The organism is Klebsiella sp. CN_Kp091 (assembly GCF_040065095.1).
GTDB lineage: Bacteria > Pseudomonadota > Gammaproteobacteria > Enterobacterales > Enterobacteriaceae > Klebsiella > Klebsiella aerogenes.
Map to the genome: position 1 here is coordinate 114835 of NZ_JBEAIO010000004.1, position 16514 is coordinate 131348.

Annotated in this window: 13 protein-coding genes and 1 pseudogene; 8 read left to right on the plus strand and 6 right to left on the minus strand. The window is 57.1% G+C overall.

The window, feature by feature from the left end; translation table 11 throughout:
• Nucleotides 1–12 precede the first annotated feature (12 nt).
• Nucleotides 13–1908 carry a DNA topoisomerase IV subunit B gene (gene parE, locus ABLV17_RS03875; RefSeq protein WP_015369653.1) on the plus strand — a complete coding sequence of 632 codons (1896 nt, stop codon included), beginning with the start codon at nucleotides 13–15 and terminating at the stop codon, nucleotides 1906–1908.
• Nucleotides 1909–1972: 64 nt separating this feature from the next.
• On the opposite strand, the gene ABLV17_RS03880 is transcribed toward parE, so the two are convergent.
• The 4 genes from ABLV17_RS03880 to qseB all read right to left on the minus strand — a co-directional run bounded on the left by ABLV17_RS03880 (nucleotide 1973) and on the right by qseB (nucleotide 5062).
• The gene (locus ABLV17_RS03880) at nucleotides 1973–2287 is read right to left on the minus strand and encodes a putative quinol monooxygenase (RefSeq protein ID WP_015369654.1); all 315 of its coding nucleotides are present in this window, start codon (nucleotides 2285–2287) and stop codon (nucleotides 1973–1975) included.
• 81 nt (nucleotides 2288–2368) lie between these two features.
• The gene (locus ABLV17_RS03885; RefSeq protein WP_308957739.1) at nucleotides 2369–2950 is read right to left on the minus strand and encodes an NAD(P)H-dependent oxidoreductase; all 582 of its coding nucleotides are present in this window, start codon (nucleotides 2948–2950) and stop codon (nucleotides 2369–2371) included.
• A 106-nt stretch (nucleotides 2951–3056) separates the two neighbouring features.
• Nucleotides 3057–4406: a quorum sensing histidine kinase QseC gene (gene qseC / locus ABLV17_RS03890; RefSeq protein WP_308957738.1), complete on the minus strand. Its 1350-nt coding sequence runs from the start codon at nucleotides 4404–4406 to the stop codon at nucleotides 3057–3059.
• Nucleotides 4403–5062, minus strand: a complete 660-nt coding sequence (gene qseB / locus ABLV17_RS03895) for a quorum sensing response regulator transcription factor QseB (RefSeq protein ID WP_015369657.1) — start codon at nucleotides 5060–5062, stop codon at nucleotides 4403–4405. The genes qseC and qseB overlap by 4 nt, the downstream gene beginning before the upstream one ends.
• A gap of 150 nt (nucleotides 5063–5212) precedes the next feature.
• Here qseB and ABLV17_RS03900 point away from each other — a divergent pair, with 150 nt between their 5' ends.
• The 7 genes and pseudogenes from ABLV17_RS03900 to ABLV17_RS03930 all read left to right on the plus strand — a co-directional run bounded on the left by ABLV17_RS03900 (nucleotide 5213) and on the right by ABLV17_RS03930 (nucleotide 14255).
• On the plus strand, nucleotides 5213–5608 hold the full coding sequence (locus ABLV17_RS03900) for a YgiW/YdeI family stress tolerance OB fold protein (RefSeq protein ID WP_047065630.1): 396 nt from the start codon (nucleotides 5213–5215) through the stop codon (nucleotides 5606–5608).
• Nucleotides 5609–5687: 79 nt separating this feature from the next.
• A complete protein-coding gene (locus ABLV17_RS03905) occupies nucleotides 5688–6557 on the plus strand; it encodes an AraC family transcriptional regulator (protein ID WP_113373072.1) in 870 nt (289 codons plus the stop codon).
• A gap of 121 nt (nucleotides 6558–6678) precedes the next feature.
• Nucleotides 6679–8937, plus strand: a complete 2259-nt coding sequence (gene parC / locus ABLV17_RS03910) for a DNA topoisomerase IV subunit A (RefSeq protein WP_113373071.1) — start codon at nucleotides 6679–6681, stop codon at nucleotides 8935–8937.
• A 186-nt stretch (nucleotides 8938–9123) separates the two neighbouring features.
• Nucleotides 9124–9861 carry a 1-acylglycerol-3-phosphate O-acyltransferase gene (gene plsC, locus ABLV17_RS03915; RefSeq protein WP_087859817.1) on the plus strand — a complete coding sequence of 246 codons (738 nt, stop codon included), beginning with the start codon at nucleotides 9124–9126 and terminating at the stop codon, nucleotides 9859–9861.
• An 83-nt stretch (nucleotides 9862–9944) separates the two neighbouring features.
• A complete protein-coding gene (gene ftsP, locus ABLV17_RS03920) occupies nucleotides 9945–11357 on the plus strand; it encodes a cell division protein FtsP (RefSeq protein ID WP_087859816.1) in 1413 nt (470 codons plus the stop codon).
• 33 nt (nucleotides 11358–11390) lie between these two features.
• A pseudogene (locus ABLV17_RS03925) lies at nucleotides 11391–13728 on the plus strand (YgiQ family radical SAM protein).
• Entirely contained in the window at nucleotides 13728–14255 is a 528-nt protein-coding gene (locus ABLV17_RS03930; RefSeq protein ID WP_308957737.1) for a GNAT family N-acetyltransferase, read from the plus strand. The pseudogene ABLV17_RS03925 and the gene ABLV17_RS03930 overlap by 1 nt, the downstream one beginning before the upstream one ends.
• Before the next feature lie 34 nt (nucleotides 14256–14289).
• Here ABLV17_RS03930 and dkgA read toward each other — a convergent pair whose 3' ends face one another.
• The gene (gene dkgA / locus ABLV17_RS03935; RefSeq protein ID WP_015369664.1) at nucleotides 14290–15117 is read right to left on the minus strand and encodes a 2,5-didehydrogluconate reductase DkgA; all 828 of its coding nucleotides are present in this window, start codon (nucleotides 15115–15117) and stop codon (nucleotides 14290–14292) included.
• 144 nt (nucleotides 15118–15261) lie between these two features.
• Entirely contained in the window at nucleotides 15262–16425 is a 1164-nt protein-coding gene (gene yqhD, locus ABLV17_RS03940; RefSeq protein ID WP_087859813.1) for an alcohol dehydrogenase, read from the minus strand.
• Nucleotides 16426–16514: the final 89 nt, after the last annotated feature.

Consider the following 16514-nt stretch of genomic DNA (forward strand, 5'->3'; position numbering starts at 1 on the left):
CGAATACACACCATGACGCAATCTTCATATAACGCTGATGCCATTGAGGTACTCACCGGGCTTGAGCCGGTTCGCCGCCGCCCGGGAATGTACACCGACACAACCCGTCCTAACCATCTTGGTCAGGAAGTTATTGATAACAGTGTGGATGAAGCACTGGCTGGTCACGCCAAACGCGTGGAGGTCATCCTTCATGCCGATCAATCGTTGGAAGTTATCGACGATGGGCGCGGGATGCCGGTTGATATCCACCCGGAAGAAGGGGTTCCGGCGGTTGAGCTGATCCTTTGTCGGCTGCACGCGGGCGGGAAGTTTTCCAACAAGAACTACCAGTTCTCCGGTGGCCTGCATGGGGTGGGGATTTCTGTCGTCAACGCCTTGTCTAAACGCGTGGAAGTCAACGTGCGCCGCGATGGCCAGGTCTACAGCATCGCCTTTGAGAACGGGGAAAAAGTTGAAGACCTGCGCGTCACCGGCACCTGCGGTAAACGCAACACCGGGACCAGCGTCCATTTCTGGCCAGATGAAAGCTTCTTCGATAGCCCGCGTTTCTCCGTCTCGCGGCTAACTCACCTGTTAAAAGCGAAAGCGGTGCTGTGCCCGGGCGTGGAAATTGTTTTCCGCGACCAGGTGAACAACAGCGAACAGCGCTGGTGCTATGCGGACGGCCTTAATGATTATCTGTGCGAGGCGGTCAATGGCCTGCCGCTGCTGCCGGAAAAACCGTTTGTCGGTAACTTCTCCGGCGAAACGGAAGCGGTGGATTGGGCGCTGCTGTGGCTGCCGGAAGGCGGCGAACTGCTGACTGAAAGCTACGTAAACCTGATCCCGACCATGCAGGGCGGTACGCACGTTAACGGTCTGCGTCAGGGGTTGCTCGACGCGATGCGCGAGTTTTGCGAATACCGCAATATTCTGCCGCGCGGCGTGAAGCTGTCGGCGGAAGATATCTGGGATCGCTGCGCGTACGTACTGTCGGTGAAAATGCAGGATCCGCAGTTCGCCGGGCAGACTAAAGAACGTCTGTCGTCGCGTCAGTGCGCGGCATTCGTCTCCGGGGTGGTTAAAGACGCCTTCAGCCTGTGGCTGAATCAGAACGTACAGGCTGCGGAGCTGCTGGCGGAAATGGCCATTTCCAGCGCTCAGCGTCGCCTGCGCGCCGCCAAGAAAGTGGTGCGCAAAAAGCTCACCAGCGGCCCGGCGCTGCCGGGTAAGCTGGCGGACTGCACCGCGCAGGACCTGAACCGCACCGAACTGTTTCTTGTCGAAGGGGATTCTGCGGGCGGTTCGGCGAAACAGGCGCGCGACCGTGAATATCAGGCGATCATGCCGCTGAAAGGCAAGATCCTGAATACCTGGGAAGTCTCTTCCGATGAAGTGCTCGCTTCGCAAGAGGTGCACGACATTTCGGTGGCGATTGGTATCGACCCGGATAGCGATGATTTAAGCCAGCTGCGTTACGGTAAAATCTGTATTCTCGCCGATGCCGACTCGGATGGTCTGCACATCGCTACCCTGCTGTGCGCGCTGTTCGTGAAGCATTTCCGTACCCTGGTGAAAGAGGGTCACGTGTACGTCGCGCTGCCGCCGTTGTATCGTATCGACCTGGGTAAAGAGGTTTACTACGCGCTGACGGAAGAAGAAAAAGCCGGCGTGCTGGAGCAGTTGAAGCGTAAGAAGGGTAAGCCGAACGTACAGCGCTTTAAAGGGCTGGGCGAGATGAACCCGATGCAGCTACGTGAAACCACGCTCGACCCGAACACCCGCCGCCTGGTGCAGCTCATCATCACCGATGAAGACGAGCAGCAAACGACCGCGGTGATGGATATGCTGTTGGCCAAGAAGCGTTCTGAAGACCGTCGCAATTGGCTGCAGGAAAAAGGCGATATGGCGGATCTCGAAGCCTAAGCCGACGTCAGCCGCCAGATGCGAAAAAGGGAGCCTGAGGCTCCCTTTTTTACTTCTGCCGGGCTTATACGCCAGCCTGCAGAATGCGGATGCTGGTTTCCAGCACGTCGCCTTTGACCGCTTCAGCGTAAGCCTTCATGTGCGGCGTTTGCAGATGCGCTTCAAGATGCGCGACGCTTTCCCACTGCTCGACCATGACGATCGAATCCGGGGCGGAAGTCTGGAAACTCACGCCGGCGGCGTGGTCAACCAGCGGCGCGTAGCCGTGGCAGCCTTCTTCCTGCAGTACCACTGGGACAATTTTAGCGAACTGATCCAGTACCGCCTGACGGTGGTGTTGGCCCGGACGAGTACGAATTTCGGCAATCACTGTTAACATGGTTAACTCAACTCCTTCTGTGTGTAAACTCGCCATACTTCAAGGTTAGTGACTTGAATAACAGCGAGTGTAGACATCTAGTTAACCAAAAATCTCGGCCAGATGCTTGCGATATTCTGCGATGACGTGGGGAACGTCAGGCATTTTAATCACGTCGTTGGCGATAAAAGTCGGCATCGCGCTCATGCCAAGGAACTGATTGGCTTTGTGGAACGGCAGGTAAACGCCATCAACGCCGACGCCGTGGAAGAATTGATCTTTATCGGTGAAGGCTTCCATCGGCGCATTCCAGGTCAGCGACAGCATGTACTGTTTGCCTTGAATCAATCCGCCGGAGCCATATTTTTTGCTGTCATCGGAGCGGGTACGGCCATCGCTGGCGTACAGAGAACCATGGCCTTCGGTGAAGACGTCATCCATGTACTTTTTCACGGTCCACGGCGCGCCCATCCACCAGCCCGGCATCTGCCAGATAACCACATCGGCCCACAGGAAATTCTGCACTTCTTCTTTTACATCGTACTCCCTTTCCGCGCGGACGATTTTAACATCATGCCCGACGTCGCGCAGATAACCATCCGCGACCTCGGTCAGGGTGTCGTTTAATTGGCCATTAGAGTGAGCGAATTTTTTCGCCCCGTTGATAATCAGGATATTGCTCATTTTTTGCCCTCAATCTATTAAATTTGTCGGCAATTTTACCCCGCGAAGCGGGGCAGTAAAATGAGCAAAATGTGCAAAGTCTTTTGCATTTTTGGCAATAATGCGGCTACCAGTAAACGCGCGCCTCGAAGCCGCCGCCGCGCGCGTTAGCAAAATCAACCCGCATGCCGTGCAGTGCGGCGATGCGGCGAACGATCGATAAGCCTAATCCGCTGCCGGGGGCATCCTGGCCCGGCGGGCGATAAAAACGCTCGCCAATGCGCGCCAGCGCTTGCGGGCTAATGCCTGGACCATTGTCGCGGACCCGGAATTCGCGGGCGGAAAGGGTGATATCCACCCGGCTACCGCGCGGGCTGTAGCGTATGGCATTATCCAGCAGATTGCGTACCAGCAGGCTGAGCAGCAGCGGCTGGCCGGTGCGGACGATATTGCTGGCATTCAGATGCAGGCGTAGCTCAATGGCGGACTGCTGCGCGTGGTGATACATCTCCATCACCGCCGACTGTAGCAGGTCGTCGATGGCGACCGGCTGCACGTCATCCAGTTGCGCCAGGGAATCCAACCGCGACAGCGTAAGTAATTGATCGACCAGTCGGGTAGCGCGGTCGATGCCCTGATGTAATTGCGCCAACGCTTTATCCCGACCTTCGGGATCGTCCATTGAAAGCTGGGCAACTTCGGTTTGCACTTTCAGCGCCGCCAGCGGGCTGCGCAACTCATGGGCGGCATCAGAGGTAAAGCGGCGCTCGCGCAGCATGGTTTCGTGGGTACGGCTGAACAGTTGGTTCAGGGCATCGACCAGCGGGCGAACTTCTGAAGGGATTTTGTCGTCCGACAGACGTTCCGCCGAGTCCGGCGCGCGCTGGCGCAGGGTGCGAGCCAGTTTCTTCAACGGCGCCAGCTCGCGGCTTAATAGTACGATGAGCAACACGAACATCAGCGGTAGCGCGACCAGCCACGGCGTGAGCTGCGAGGTCACGATATCCATCGCCATTTCCCGGCGATAATCCCACTCCTGACCGACGGCGATACGATGGCGGCCGTCAGCGGTGGTCAGCCACAAGAAGCGCCATTGGTCGTCATCGCCACGCAGGTAGCCATCGCTGAAGCCTTCGCGCTGCGAGCCCCATTGAATGTCTTCGCCGTTTTCACCATCGTTAAGCACCATTTTCCCGTCGCGGGTGAAGATAGCGAAGGCCAGCGCGTCATCATCAAGATGGCCGTGTTTAACTTTTTTCTTTTCGCGGATCTGCGCCGGTCGCGCCTGCAGCTCATCGACATTCATGGCGCTCAGGCGGCGGGCGAAGAGCAGTTGTTGGGTATCAAACAGCTTATCCAGCTTTTCACTGGTCTGCTGCCAGGCGATAACGCTGGCGATCCCCCAGGCGGCGCTGGTTAGCAGGACAAACAGCAGCGTCAGGCGCAGGCGCAGGCTTAAACGGGCGAGTCGTTTCATGCGTCACCCAAGGTATAGCCGATGCCGTGCACGGTACGGATAAAACCGCTGCCGAGTTTGCGCCGCAGATGGTGGACGTGAACTTCCACGGCGTTACTGGAGACCTCGTCGTCCCAGTTATAGAGTTTTTCCTCGATAAGCTTACGCGGCAACACGCGCCCGGCGTTGCGCATAAGCAATTCCAGCAGGGCGAACTCCTTCGGCTTTAGCGCCAGGCTTTCGCCGTCGAGGCTGGCGGTTAAGCGGTTCGGGTCGAGGGTCACCTTACCGTGGCGTAGCTCGCTGCTGCTCTGGCCGTGAGCGCGGCGGATCAGCGCCTCGAGACGCGCCGCTACCTCAATCAGGGCGAAGGGTTTACACAGATAGTCATCGGCGCCAAGCTGTAGCCCTTCGACCCGCTGGCTCAGCGCGTCGCGGGCGGTGAGGATCAGCACGGGTTCATTACGACCTTTATCGCGCCATTCGCGCAGAATATCGAGACCGTCAATGCCGGGGAGAGTAAGGTCAAGTATCGCGGCGTCATAAGGGGCGCTATATAAGGCGTTTTTGCCCTCCTGGCCTGCGGTGAACCAGTCGATGCTGAAGCCCATTTTGCTCAGCCCGGCTTTGATGCCGTCACCGATCAGTTTGTCATCTTCCACCAATAATATGCGCATGTTTCCCTCCGACGATCCCGTTTCTTTGCGCAGTAAACCGCGTTGAAGCAGGGGATGTACAGCATTAAAATTTCTTTTTTCCGCTTAAGAAGTCGTTAAGTTTTGTCAGGCGTAATAGGAGCCATACCAACACATAAGGGAGAATATAAGATGAAAAAAATTGCTGCGATGACCGCGATTATTGCTTTGGTTTCCATGCCGGTACTGGCCGCCGGGCAGGGTGGATTCACCGGACCGTCTACTACCGCTACTACGCAGGCCGGCGGCTTCACCGGGCCGAGCGGCGCGGTGACCACCGTGGCGAACGCCAAGTCGCTGCGTGATGACACCTGGGTGACCCTGCGCGGTAAAATCGTCGAGCGCATCTCTGATGATCTGTATAAATTCCAGGATGCCTCCGGCGTGGTGAACGTCGATATCGACCATAAGCGCTGGAACGGCGTGACCGTCGGCCCGCAGGATACGGTAGAAATTCAGGGTGAAGTCGATAAAGACTGGAATTCGGTAGAGATCGACGTGAAGCAGATCCGTAAAATCACGCCATAAGGTACGTGCCGGATAGTGCGCAAGATTGGTCAGGAATCGCTATCCTCGCTCTGGCAGAGTATGTCGCGTGGAGGAGACGATGAACGATATTAAGGCCAGCCCGGCGTACGTCGGGCGTTTTCAGCGAGTCTGTTTGTACATTGAGAATCATCTTGATGAGCCGCTAACGCTGGAGGCGCTGAGCGCGATTGCGTATAGCTCGCCTTACCATTTTCACCGGCAATTTAGCGCGTATACCGGCGTTCCGCTGTACCGGTATATTCAGTGGTTACGCCTGCGGCGCGCCTGTTGGCGCCTGGCCTTCAACCCGCACGATAAAATCATCGATATTGCCCTTGATGCCGGATTTCAAAATTCGGAGTCGTTCAGTCGCGCCTTCCGTACCGCGTTTGATCAAAGCCCGACTCAGTTCCGTCAGCGACCGGATTGGGCCGAGTGGCATCGACGCGTACCGAAACATACGCTACAGGAGCAAACTTCGATGGACGTAAACATCATTCAATTTCCAGCTACAAGGGTCGCCATACTACAACATCGCGGGAGCCCGGACCTGGTCAACGCCACCGCCGCGCGTTTTATCGCATGGCGTAAAACGAGCGGGCTGTCGCCAGTCGCCACCAGCGAAACCTGGGGCATTGCCTGGGACGATCCGCAAACAACGCCAGGCGACGCATTTCGTTTTGATATCTGCGGTACCGTCGATCGGCCGATTAGCGAAAACGCGTTTGGCGTGATTAACGGCGAGATCCCGGCAGGCCGTTGCGCCGTGGCCCGCCACCACGGTTCGCTGGACACGCTGGCGCAAAGCGTCTGGTTCCTCTATCGCGACTGGCTACCCGCCGCCGGGGAGACGCTAAGGGATTTTCCGGTGTACTTCCGCTACCTCAATTTTGTGCATGAAGTTGGCGAGCATGAACTCCGCACCGATATTTATTTGCCGCTAGCCTGATTGATATCCTCATCCTCTTTAACCGATCTCACTTCCTGTGACTCAGGGCGTGAGATCGGGTATTATCGCGGGTAGTTTTGCCGCCGCAATGGCCGCGTCCCAGATTGAGGATCCACGATTAATGAGCGATATGGCAGAGCGCCTCGCGCTACATGAATTCACGGAAAATGCCTACCTGAACTACTCCATGTACGTCATCATGGACAGGGCATTGCCGTTTATTGGCGATGGCTTAAAGCCGGTTCAGCGCCGCATTGTCTATGCAATGTCCGAGCTGGGCCTGAACGCCAGCGCCAAGTTCAAAAAATCCGCCCGCACCGTCGGCGACGTGCTGGGTAAATATCACCCGCACGGCGACAGCGCTTGCTATGAAGCGATGGTGCTGATGGCGCAACCGTTCTCTTACCGCTATCCGCTGGTAGACGGCCAGGGGAACTGGGGGGCGCCGGACGATCCGAAATCCTTCGCGGCGATGCGTTACACCGAATCCCGCCTGTCAAAATACGCCGAATTGCTGCTCAGCGAACTGGGTCAGGGCACCGTCGATTGGGTACCGAACTTTGACGGTACGCTGCAGGAGCCGAAAATGCTGCCGGCGCGTCTGCCGAACATCCTGCTGAACGGCACCACCGGCATCGCCGTTGGTATGGCGACCGATATTCCGCCGCACAACCTGCGTGAAGTGGCGCAGGCGGCGATTACGCTGCTGGAAAAACCGAAAACCACCCTCGATGAACTGCTGGATATCGTGCAGGGGCCGGACTACCCGACCGAAGCGGAAATCATTACCCCGCGCGCGGAAATTCGCAAAATCTACCAGAACGGCCGCGGTTCGGTACGGATGCGCGCCGTGTGGGCGAAAGAAGACGGCGCGGTGGTGATTAGCGCGCTGCCGCATCAGGTGTCCGGCGCGCGCGTGCTGGAGCAGATCGCCGCGCAGATGCGTAACAAAAAGCTGCCGATGGTTGATGATCTGCGTGATGAATCGGATCATGAAAACCCGACCCGTCTGGTGATCGTGCCGCGTTCCAACCGCGTAGATATGGAGCAGGTGATGAACCACCTGTTCGCCACCACCGATCTGGAAAAGAGCTACCGCATCAACCTCAACATGATCGGCCTGGACAACCGTCCGGCGGTGAAGAATCTGCTCGAAATCCTGACGGAGTGGTTGACCTTCCGTCGTGATACCGTGCGTAACCGCCTGAACTACCGGCTGGAAAAAGTCCTCAAGCGCCTGCACATCCTCGAAGGTTTGCTGGTCGCGTTCCTCAACATTGATGAAGTGATTGAGATAATCCGCCACGAAGATGAACCAAAGCCGGCGCTGATTGCCCGCTTCGGCATCAGCGAAACCCAGGCGGAAGCGATTCTGGAATTAAAACTGCGCCATCTCGCCAAACTGGAAGAGATGAAGATCCGCGGCGAGCAGAGCGAGCTGGAAAAAGAGCGCGATCAGCTGCAGGCGATTCTGGCCTCCGAGCGCAAGATGAATAACCTGCTGAAGAAAGAGCTGCAGGCCGATGCCGATACCTTTGGCGACGACCGCCGTTCGCCGCTGCGCGAACGCGAAGAAGCGAAGGCGATGAGCGAGCACGATATGCTGCCGTCCGAGCCGGTCACTATCGTTCTGTCGCAGATGGGCTGGGTGCGTAGCGCCAAAGGTCACGATATCGACGCGCAGGGGCTGAGTTACAAAGCCGGCGATAGCTGGAAAGCGTCGGTGAAAGGCAAGAGCAACCAGCCGGTGGTATTCATTGATACCACCGGGCGCAGCTACGCCATCGACCCGATTACGCTGCCTTCCGCCCGCGGCCAGGGCGAACCGGTCACCGGTAAAGTGACGTTGCCGCCGGGCGCCAGCGTAGAACATATGCTGATGGAGGCAGACGATCAGAAGCTGCTGATGGCTTCCGATGCCGGCTACGGTTTCGTCTGTACCTTCAACGACCTGGTGGCGCGCAACCGCGCCGGTAAGGCGCTGATTACGCTGCCGGAGAACGCGCATGTCATGCCACCGCTGGTCATTGAAGACGATGCCGATATGCTGTTGGCGATCACCAACGCCGGGCGCATGCTGATGTTCCCGGTGAGCGATCTGCCGCAGCTGTCGAAAGGCAAAGGCAATAAAATTATCAACATTCCGTCGGCGGAAGCCGCCTCCGGCCAGGATGGGCTGGCGCATCTGTTTGTCCTGCCGCCGCAGAGCACGCTGACCATTCATGTCGGCAAGCGTAAGATCAAACTGCGGCCGGAAGAGCTGCAAAAAGTCACCGGCGAGCGCGGCCGTCGCGGTTCGCTGATGCGCGGCCTGCAGAAAATCGACCGCGTGGAGATCGACTCCCCGCGCCGCGCCTCGGCTGGCGACAGCGAAGAGTAAGACCCGCATCCTTCACCCGGCTGGAGGATGCGAAAATTTGCCGCAAAATCGTTGTTTATTCAGGCATTGCGATTAACATGTCCTCCAGGGGCGGAAATTTTCCGCCCCGCGTTGAGAGGGCAGCGGTGTCCTGAACCTGTGATTCAACGGGTATAACGCTAAGCGGTTTGGGTTTCAGAGGAAGCTATGTTATTTATTTTTCGACTAATTTTTGTTGTCATTTATTGCATCGTGGTGTGCATATTTGGCAGTCTTTACTGCTTGTTCAGCCCGCGCAACCCTAAGCACGTCGCGACGTTTGGTCATCTGTTTGGCCGTCTGTCCCCGGTATTCGGCCTGAAAGTCGAACTGCGTAAGCCCGCAGATGCGGAAAGCTACGGCAATGCGATCTACATCGCTAATCACCAGAACAACTATGATATGGTGACAGCGTCAAATATCGTGCAGCCGCCGACGGTTACCGTAGGGAAAAAAAGCCTGCTGTGGATCCCGTTCTTTGGCCAGCTTTACTGGCTGACGGGCAACCTGCTGATTGACCGTAATAACCGAACCAAAGCGCACGGCACTATCGCCGAAGTAGTGAATGCGTTTAAAAAGCGTAAAATTTCGTTCTGGATGTTCCCGGAAGGGACCCGCAGCCGCGGCCGCGGTCTGCTGCCCTTTAAAACCGGCGCGTTCCACGCGGCCATCGCCGCTGGCGTACCGATTATTCCAGTATGCGTGTCGAATACATCGAACAAAATTAAACTCAATCGCTGGAACAACGGTCTGGTGATTGTCGAGATGCTGCCGCCGGTCGATACCAGCCAGTACGGTAAAGATAATGTGCGCGCGCTGGCGACACACTGCCGCGAGCTGATGTCCGCAAAAATCGCCGAGCTGGATAAAGAAGTGGCCGAGCGCGAAGCGGCTGGAAAGAAATAATACAGGAAACGCCGCGAACGCGAGCGTATTGCTGGCGGGAAACGAATTCCCTTTTTGCATTGTCAGTATTTCATGGAGTTAATATGTCACTCAGTCGGCGTCAGTTTATTAAGGCTTCAGGTGTAGCGCTGTGCGCGGGCGCCGCGCCGCTGAAGGCTCATGCCGCCGGCCAGCAGCCGGCGCTCCCCATTCCGCCTCTGCTGGAATCCCGTCGCGGTCAGCCGCTGTTTCTGACCCTGCAACGTTCTCATTGGTCATTTACCCAGGGCACGCGCGCGCCGGTATGGGGCATCAATGGCCGCTACCTGGGGCCGACCATTCGCGTCTGGAATGGCGATGACGTCAAACTTATCTACAGTAACCGCCTGACCGAAAATGTCGCCATGACGATTCGCGGCCTGCAGGTGCCGGGCCCGCTGATTGGCGGCGCGGCGCGCATGATGTCGCCGAATGCGGATTGGGCGCCGGTATTGCCGATTCGCCAGAGTGCGGCCACTTTGTGGTATCAGGCGAATACCCCGAACCGGATGGCGAAACAGGTTTACAACGGCCTGGCGGGAATGTGGCTGGTGGAAGATGAAGTCAGCAAGAATCTGCCAATTCCTAATCATTATGGCGTTGATGACTTCCCGGTGATTATTCAGGATAAGCGGCTGGATAACTTCGGTACTCCGGAATATAGCGAACCGGGCAGCGGTGGTTTCGTGGGCGATACCCTGTTGGTCAACGGCGCGCAGGGGCCCTATGTCGAAGTCTCACGCGGCTGGGTACGACTGCGTCTGCTGAACGCTTCTAACTCGCGCCGCTATCAGTTGCAGATGAGCGATGGTCGTCTGCTGCACGTTATCTCAGGCGATCAGGGCTTCCTGCCGGCGCCGGTCTCACTTAAGCAATTGTCGCTGGCCCCCGGCGAGCGGCGAGAAATTCTGGTGGATATGACCAACGGCGATGAAGTGTCGATTACCTGCGGCGAAGCGGCGAGCATCGTCGACCGTATCCGCGGTTTCTTCGAGCCGTCGAGCATTTTGATCTCCACGCTGGTGTTGACGCTGCGTCCGACCGGGCTGCTGCCGCTGGTTACCGATAGCCTGCCGGTGCGGCTGCTGCCGACCGAGCTGCTCTCCGGCACGCCGCTGCGCAGCCGCGATATTACGCTCGGCGACGACCCCGGCATCAACGGCCAACTGTGGGATCCGCAGCGTATTGATATCACCGCCCAGCAGGGAACGTGGGAGCGCTGGACCGTGCGCGCCGACCGCCCGCAGTCGTTCCATATTGAAGGCGTGATGTTCCAGATCCGTAACGTTAATGGAACGATGCCGTTCCCGGAAGACCGTGGCTGGAAAGATACCGTATGGATCGACGGGCAGGTAGAACTGCTGGTGTATTATAACCAGCCTTCCTGGCCGCACTTCCCGTTCCAGTACCTGAGCCAGACGCTGGAGCTTGCCGACCGCGGCTCGATTGGCCAGATTCTGGTGAATCCGGCGCCGTAATATCCGTAACCCTGGCCGCAACACGGTCAGGGTTTGAGAAAATCCTCCTTCATTTCCACTATCATTCCGGCTTATAATCCACGCCCTTTTGGTTATTTTTTTATCATTTTCCCCGGAAGCAATATGAGCGCAATATCCCTGATCCAGCCGGATCGTGACCTATTTTCCTGGCCGCAATACTGGGCTGCCTGTTTTGGCCCTGCGCCATTTTTACCGATGTCGCGTGAAGAGATGGATCAACTTGGCTGGGATAGCTGCGACATTATTCTGGTGACCGGCGACGCCTACGTCGACCATCCAAGCTTCGGCATGGCTATCTGCGGCCGTATGCTGGAAGCACAGGGCTTCCGCGTAGGGATCATCTCTCAGCCGGACTGGAACAGCAAAGAAGACTTCATGCGCCTGGGTAAGCCGAATCTGTTCTTCGGCGTGACCGCGGGCAATATGGACTCAATGATCAACCGCTATACCGCCGACCGTAAGCTGCGCCATGACGACGCTTATACCGCCGGCAACGTCGCGGGTAAGCGCCCGGACCGCGCGACGCTGGTTTATACCCAGCGCTGTAAAGAAGCATGGAAAGACGTGCCGGTGATCCTCGGCGGTATTGAGGCCAGCCTGCGCCGTACCGCGCACTACGATTATTGGTCCGATACCGTGCGCCGCTCGGTGCTGGTGGATTCAAAAGCCGATATGCTGATGTTCGGCAACGGCGAGCGCCCGCTGGTAGAAGTGGCGCATCGTCTGGCGATGGGCGAGGCCATCGGCGATATTCGCGATGTGCGTAATACCGCGATCATGGTAAAGGAAGCACTGCCGGGCTGGAGCGGCGTTGACTCCACGCGTCTGGATACGCCGGGCAAAATCGACCCGATTCCGCATCCGTACGGTGAAGACCTGCCGTGCGCAGACAACAAACCGGTTGCGCCGAAAAAAGCTGAGGCCAAAACCGTTGTCGTGCAGCCGCCGCGGCCAAAACCGTGGGAAAAAACCTACGTATTGCTGCCTTCCTTTGAGAAGGTTAAAGGCGACAAAGTGCTGTACGCTCACGCGTCGCGCATTCTGCACCATGAAACCAACCCAGGCTGCGCCCGCGCGCTGATGCAAAAGCACGGCGAGCGTTATATCTGGGTTAACCCGCCGGCGATCCCGCTGTCGACTGAAGAGATGGACAGCGTCTTTGCGCTGCCGTACAAGCGTGTGCCGCATCCTTCTTATGGCGATGCGCGTATCCCGGCCTACGAGATGATTCGCTTCTCCATTAACATCATGCGCGGTTGCTTCGGTGGTTGTTCTTTCTGCTCGATCACCGAGCACGAAGGGCGCATCATCCAGAGTCGCTCCGAAGATTCGATAATCAATGAAATCGAAGCGATTCGCGACACGGTCCCCGGCTTTACCGGCATTATTTCCGATCTTGGCGGCCCAACCGCCAATATGTATATGCTGCGCTGTAAATCGCCGCGCGCTGAGCAGACCTGCCGCCGCCTCTCCTGCGTCTACCCGGATATCTGCCCGCACATGGATACCAACCATGAGCCGACGATTAATCTGTACCGTCGCGCCCGCGACCTGAAAGGCATCAAGAAAATCCTTATCGCATCGGGTGTGCGTTACGACATCGCCGTAGAGGATCCGCGCTATATCAAAGAGCTGGCGACCCACCACGTCGGTGGCTACCTTAAGATCGCCCCGGAGCATACCGAAGAGGGGCCGCTGTCGAAGATGATGAAGCCGGGCATGGGCAGCTATGACCGCTTTAAAGAATTGTTTGATACCTATTCGAAGCAGGCGGGTAAAGAACAGTACCTGATCCCGTACTTTATTTCCGCCCACCCAGGGACGCGCGATGAAGATATGGTGAACCTGGCGCTGTGGCTGAAACGTCATCGCTTCCGTCTCGACCAGGTACAGAACTTCTATCCGTCGCCGCTGGCGAACTCAACCACCATGTATTACACCGGCAAGAACCCGCTGGGTAAAATCGGCTATAAGAGCGAAGACGTGGTGGTGCCGAAGGGTGACAAACAGCGCCGTCTGCATAAAGCGCTGCTGCGCTATCACGATCCGGCAAATTGGCCGCTGATCCGTCAGGCGCTGGAAGCGATGGGTAAAAAGCATCTGATTGGTTCACGCCGTGACTGCCTGGTACCGGCGCCGACCCTTGACGAGATGCGTGAAGCGCGTCGCCAGAACCGCCATACCCGTCCGGCGCTGACGAAGCATACGCCGGTTGCGCATCAGCGCCAGACGCCGGCCGCGCCGGGCGCGAAAAAGCGTATTAAGCCGAAGACGGCGTCCCGCTAAGCCGCTTCCCCGGCGGGTGCGCTCGCCGGGGGAAAGCCTGTCATATAAGGAGAGAGAACGATAATGATGCCGGTAATCCTGTCACGACAGCAGCTGGAAATGTTGTGGGAGATAGATCGCAGTGAAATTATCGACACCCTTTATAAGCTCGATAATGGCCGGCTTCAGGCGTACTCGCAATATTATGATGTGCGAGGTTGGGATCCTCACGATCGCCAGGTTTATACGCCTATTCACGAGGCCTGCTACGATCGCGGCGGTATTTTTTTCGCCTTTTTCGAACAGGATAAAATCATTGCCGCGGCGGCGATTGATACCTTGCCACGGGGTGAAAAGGGCGATCTACGCCAGCTGCTATTCTTTTATGTGGGTGCGGCGCAGCGTGGCCAGGGATGGGGACGGCGTCTGTTTGATTATGCGCTGCAGCAGCTTCCTGATCTGGGCGCGTCCGGCCTGTATATTTCGTCCATTCCCAATAAAAGTACCGTTGATTTTTATCTCTCACAGGGGTGTCGTTTAATTGATGAGCCCGACCCGGAGCTGTTTGCTCTGGAGCCTGAGGATATACATTTAATTTGCGAAAGCCTTTAGCGCCGTGCGGCGCTAAAGGCAAAAGTGAAGGGGATTAACCGCCGAACTGGTCCGGGTCGGGGCCGAGACGTTTGCCTTGGTCCAGCTTAGCGATTTCACTGAGTTCGTCTTTGTCGAGACGGAAGTCCCAGACGTCAAAGTTTTCCGCGATACGCGATGGCGTGACGGATTTCGGGATTACCACCAGTCCGCTGTCGAGATGCCAGCGAATGACGATTTGCGCCGGCGTTTTGCCGTATTTATCCGCCAGATGGTGAATAATTTTCTGATCGAAGACCCCTTTGCCGCCCTGCGCTAATGGGCTCCAGGATTCGGTCTGGATTTTGTGCGTGGCGTTCCATGCATGTAGCTGACGCTGCTGCATTAACGGGTGCAGCTCAATCTGGTTGATCACCGGGGCGACGCCGGTTTCATCGATCAGCTTTTGCAGATGCGGCACCTGGAAATTACACACCCCGATGCTTTTTGCCAGCCCTTGCTGCTGTAGTTCGATCAGCGCCTGCCAGGCTTCGACGTAATGGCCTATCGCTGGCACCGGCCAGTGGATTAAATAGAGATCCACATAGTCCAATTTCAGCTTGCTGAGGCTCTCTTTTAGCGCTTCATGCGGCCGTTTTTGATCGTCATTCCACAGTTTGGTGGTGATGAAGAGCTCATCGCGATTGACGCCCGCGCTGCTTAACGCGTTGCCGACGCCAGCCTCATTTTGGTACGCGGCGGCGGTGTCAAAAGAACGATAACCGACTTCCAGCGCCTTATGAATGGCGGAGACGACTTCCTCGTTGCCTGCTTTCCACACGCCGAGACCCAGCTGCGGCATCAGGTTGCCGTCGTGTAGTTTAATAACGGTTGGATGTGTCATGCCTTCCTCCTGTTAATGAACTCAGCGTCAAAAATCCGCCGAGGGGTAGCATTAAGTCTGGACGAAATAGCTAAAAACGGTAGTAAAAACACCTCTCCTTGACGTTTGTTTAACGTAAGGAGAGGTGAATCAGGCGGGAATAACTTAGCGGGCAGCCTCATAGATACGGCGGCTGACGTCCAGAGTGATATCCTGATTTTCGCCAAGCTTAGTCATGCCGTGCTCTTCCAGCTTCGCCAGCAGCGCCGGGATGGAGCTACCGTCGAGACCATAATCGGAAAGGCGAGTCGGCACGCCCATTTGTTCGAAGAAACTACGGGTTGCGGCGATAGCGGCATCGATACGCTGTTCTTCGGAACCTTCGGTGATATTCCACACGCGCTCGGCGTACTGCAGCAGCTTAGCGCGCTTGGTATCGCGTTTCTCATTCCACAGCGCCGGCAGCACGATAGCCAGCGTCTGAGCGTGATCCAGGCCGTGCATCGCCGTCAGTTCGTGGCCGAGCATATGCGTCGCCCAGTCCTGAGGCACGCCTGCGCCAATGAGGCCGTTCAATGCCTGCGTCGCCGCCCACATAATGTTGGCGCGCACGTTGTAATTCTCCGGCTCCTGCAGCGCTTTCGGGCCATCTTCCACCAGCGTTAGCAGAATGCCCTCGGCGAAACGGTCCTGAATTTTGCCGTCAACCGGGTAGGTCACGTACTGCTCAACGGTATGGACGAAAGCGTCAACGACACCGTTAGCGACCTGGCGCGGCGGCAGGGTGTAGGTGTAAACCGGATCGAGGATCGCGAAGACCGGCTGAACGTGTTCGGACATAAACGCGCGTTTATCACCGGTGGTTTTACGCGAGATAACCGCGCCTTTGTTTGATTCGGAACCGGTCGCCGGCAGGGTCAATACCGAGCCCATCGGAATTGCGCTGGCAATCTTGTTGCCGTAGGTTTCCAGAATTTCCCACGGATCGATATTCGCGTCATAGTGCGCGGCCGCGGCGATAAACTTGGTGCCATCAAGCACCGAACCGCCGCCAACCGCCAGCAAGAAGGTCACTTTCTCTTCGCGAGCGATTTTCACCGCGTTCATCAGCGTTTCGTAAGACGGGTTTGGCTCAATCCCGCCGAACTCCAGCACGTCAAAGCCAGCCAGCGCGCTCAGTACCTGATCCAGTACGCCGGTTTTCTTCACGCTACCGCCGCCGTAAGTCACCAGCACGCGAGCGCCGGCTGGGATTTGTTCGCGCAGATCGGCGATGGCGCCTTTGCCGAACAGAATGCGGGTTGGGGTATGTAAATTGAAGTTATTCATGGCTGGTGCCCTCATAAAGATGAAACTCCCGGCAGAAAAGACGACTCTCTGCCCGATGGCGGCTATTGTGTTCCTGCGACCGTTTCCTC

Excerpts from the sequence above, each read along its gene's own strand:
- parE (WP_015369653.1), top strand. The coding sequence starts at position 13 with ATGACGCAATCTTCATATAACGCTGATGCCATTGAGGTACTCACCGGG.
- ABLV17_RS03880 (WP_015369654.1), bottom strand. The coding sequence starts at position 2,287 with ATGTTAACAGTGATTGCCGAAATTCGTACTCGTCCGGGCCAACACCAC.
- ABLV17_RS03885 (WP_308957739.1), bottom strand. The coding sequence starts at position 2,950 with ATGAGCAATATCCTGATTATCAACGGGGCGAAAAAATTCGCTCACTCT.
- qseC (WP_308957738.1), bottom strand. The coding sequence starts at position 4,406 with ATGAAACGACTCGCCCGTTTAAGCCTGCGCCTGCGCCTGACGCTGCTG.
- qseB (WP_015369657.1), bottom strand. The coding sequence starts at position 5,062 with ATGCGCATATTATTGGTGGAAGATGACAAACTGATCGGTGACGGCATC.
- ABLV17_RS03900 (WP_047065630.1), top strand. The coding sequence starts at position 5,213 with ATGAAAAAAATTGCTGCGATGACCGCGATTATTGCTTTGGTTTCCATG.
- ABLV17_RS03905 (WP_113373072.1), top strand. The coding sequence starts at position 5,688 with ATGAACGATATTAAGGCCAGCCCGGCGTACGTCGGGCGTTTTCAGCGA.
- parC (WP_113373071.1), top strand. The coding sequence starts at position 6,679 with ATGAGCGATATGGCAGAGCGCCTCGCGCTACATGAATTCACGGAAAAT.
- plsC (WP_087859817.1), top strand. The coding sequence starts at position 9,124 with ATGTTATTTATTTTTCGACTAATTTTTGTTGTCATTTATTGCATCGTG.
- ftsP (WP_087859816.1), top strand. The coding sequence starts at position 9,945 with ATGTCACTCAGTCGGCGTCAGTTTATTAAGGCTTCAGGTGTAGCGCTG.
- ABLV17_RS03930 (WP_308957737.1), top strand. The coding sequence starts at position 13,728 with ATGATGCCGGTAATCCTGTCACGACAGCAGCTGGAAATGTTGTGGGAG.
- dkgA (WP_015369664.1), bottom strand. The coding sequence starts at position 15,117 with ATGACACATCCAACCGTTATTAAACTACACGACGGCAACCTGATGCCG.
- yqhD (WP_087859813.1), bottom strand. The coding sequence starts at position 16,425 with ATGAATAACTTCAATTTACATACCCCAACCCGCATTCTGTTCGGCAAA.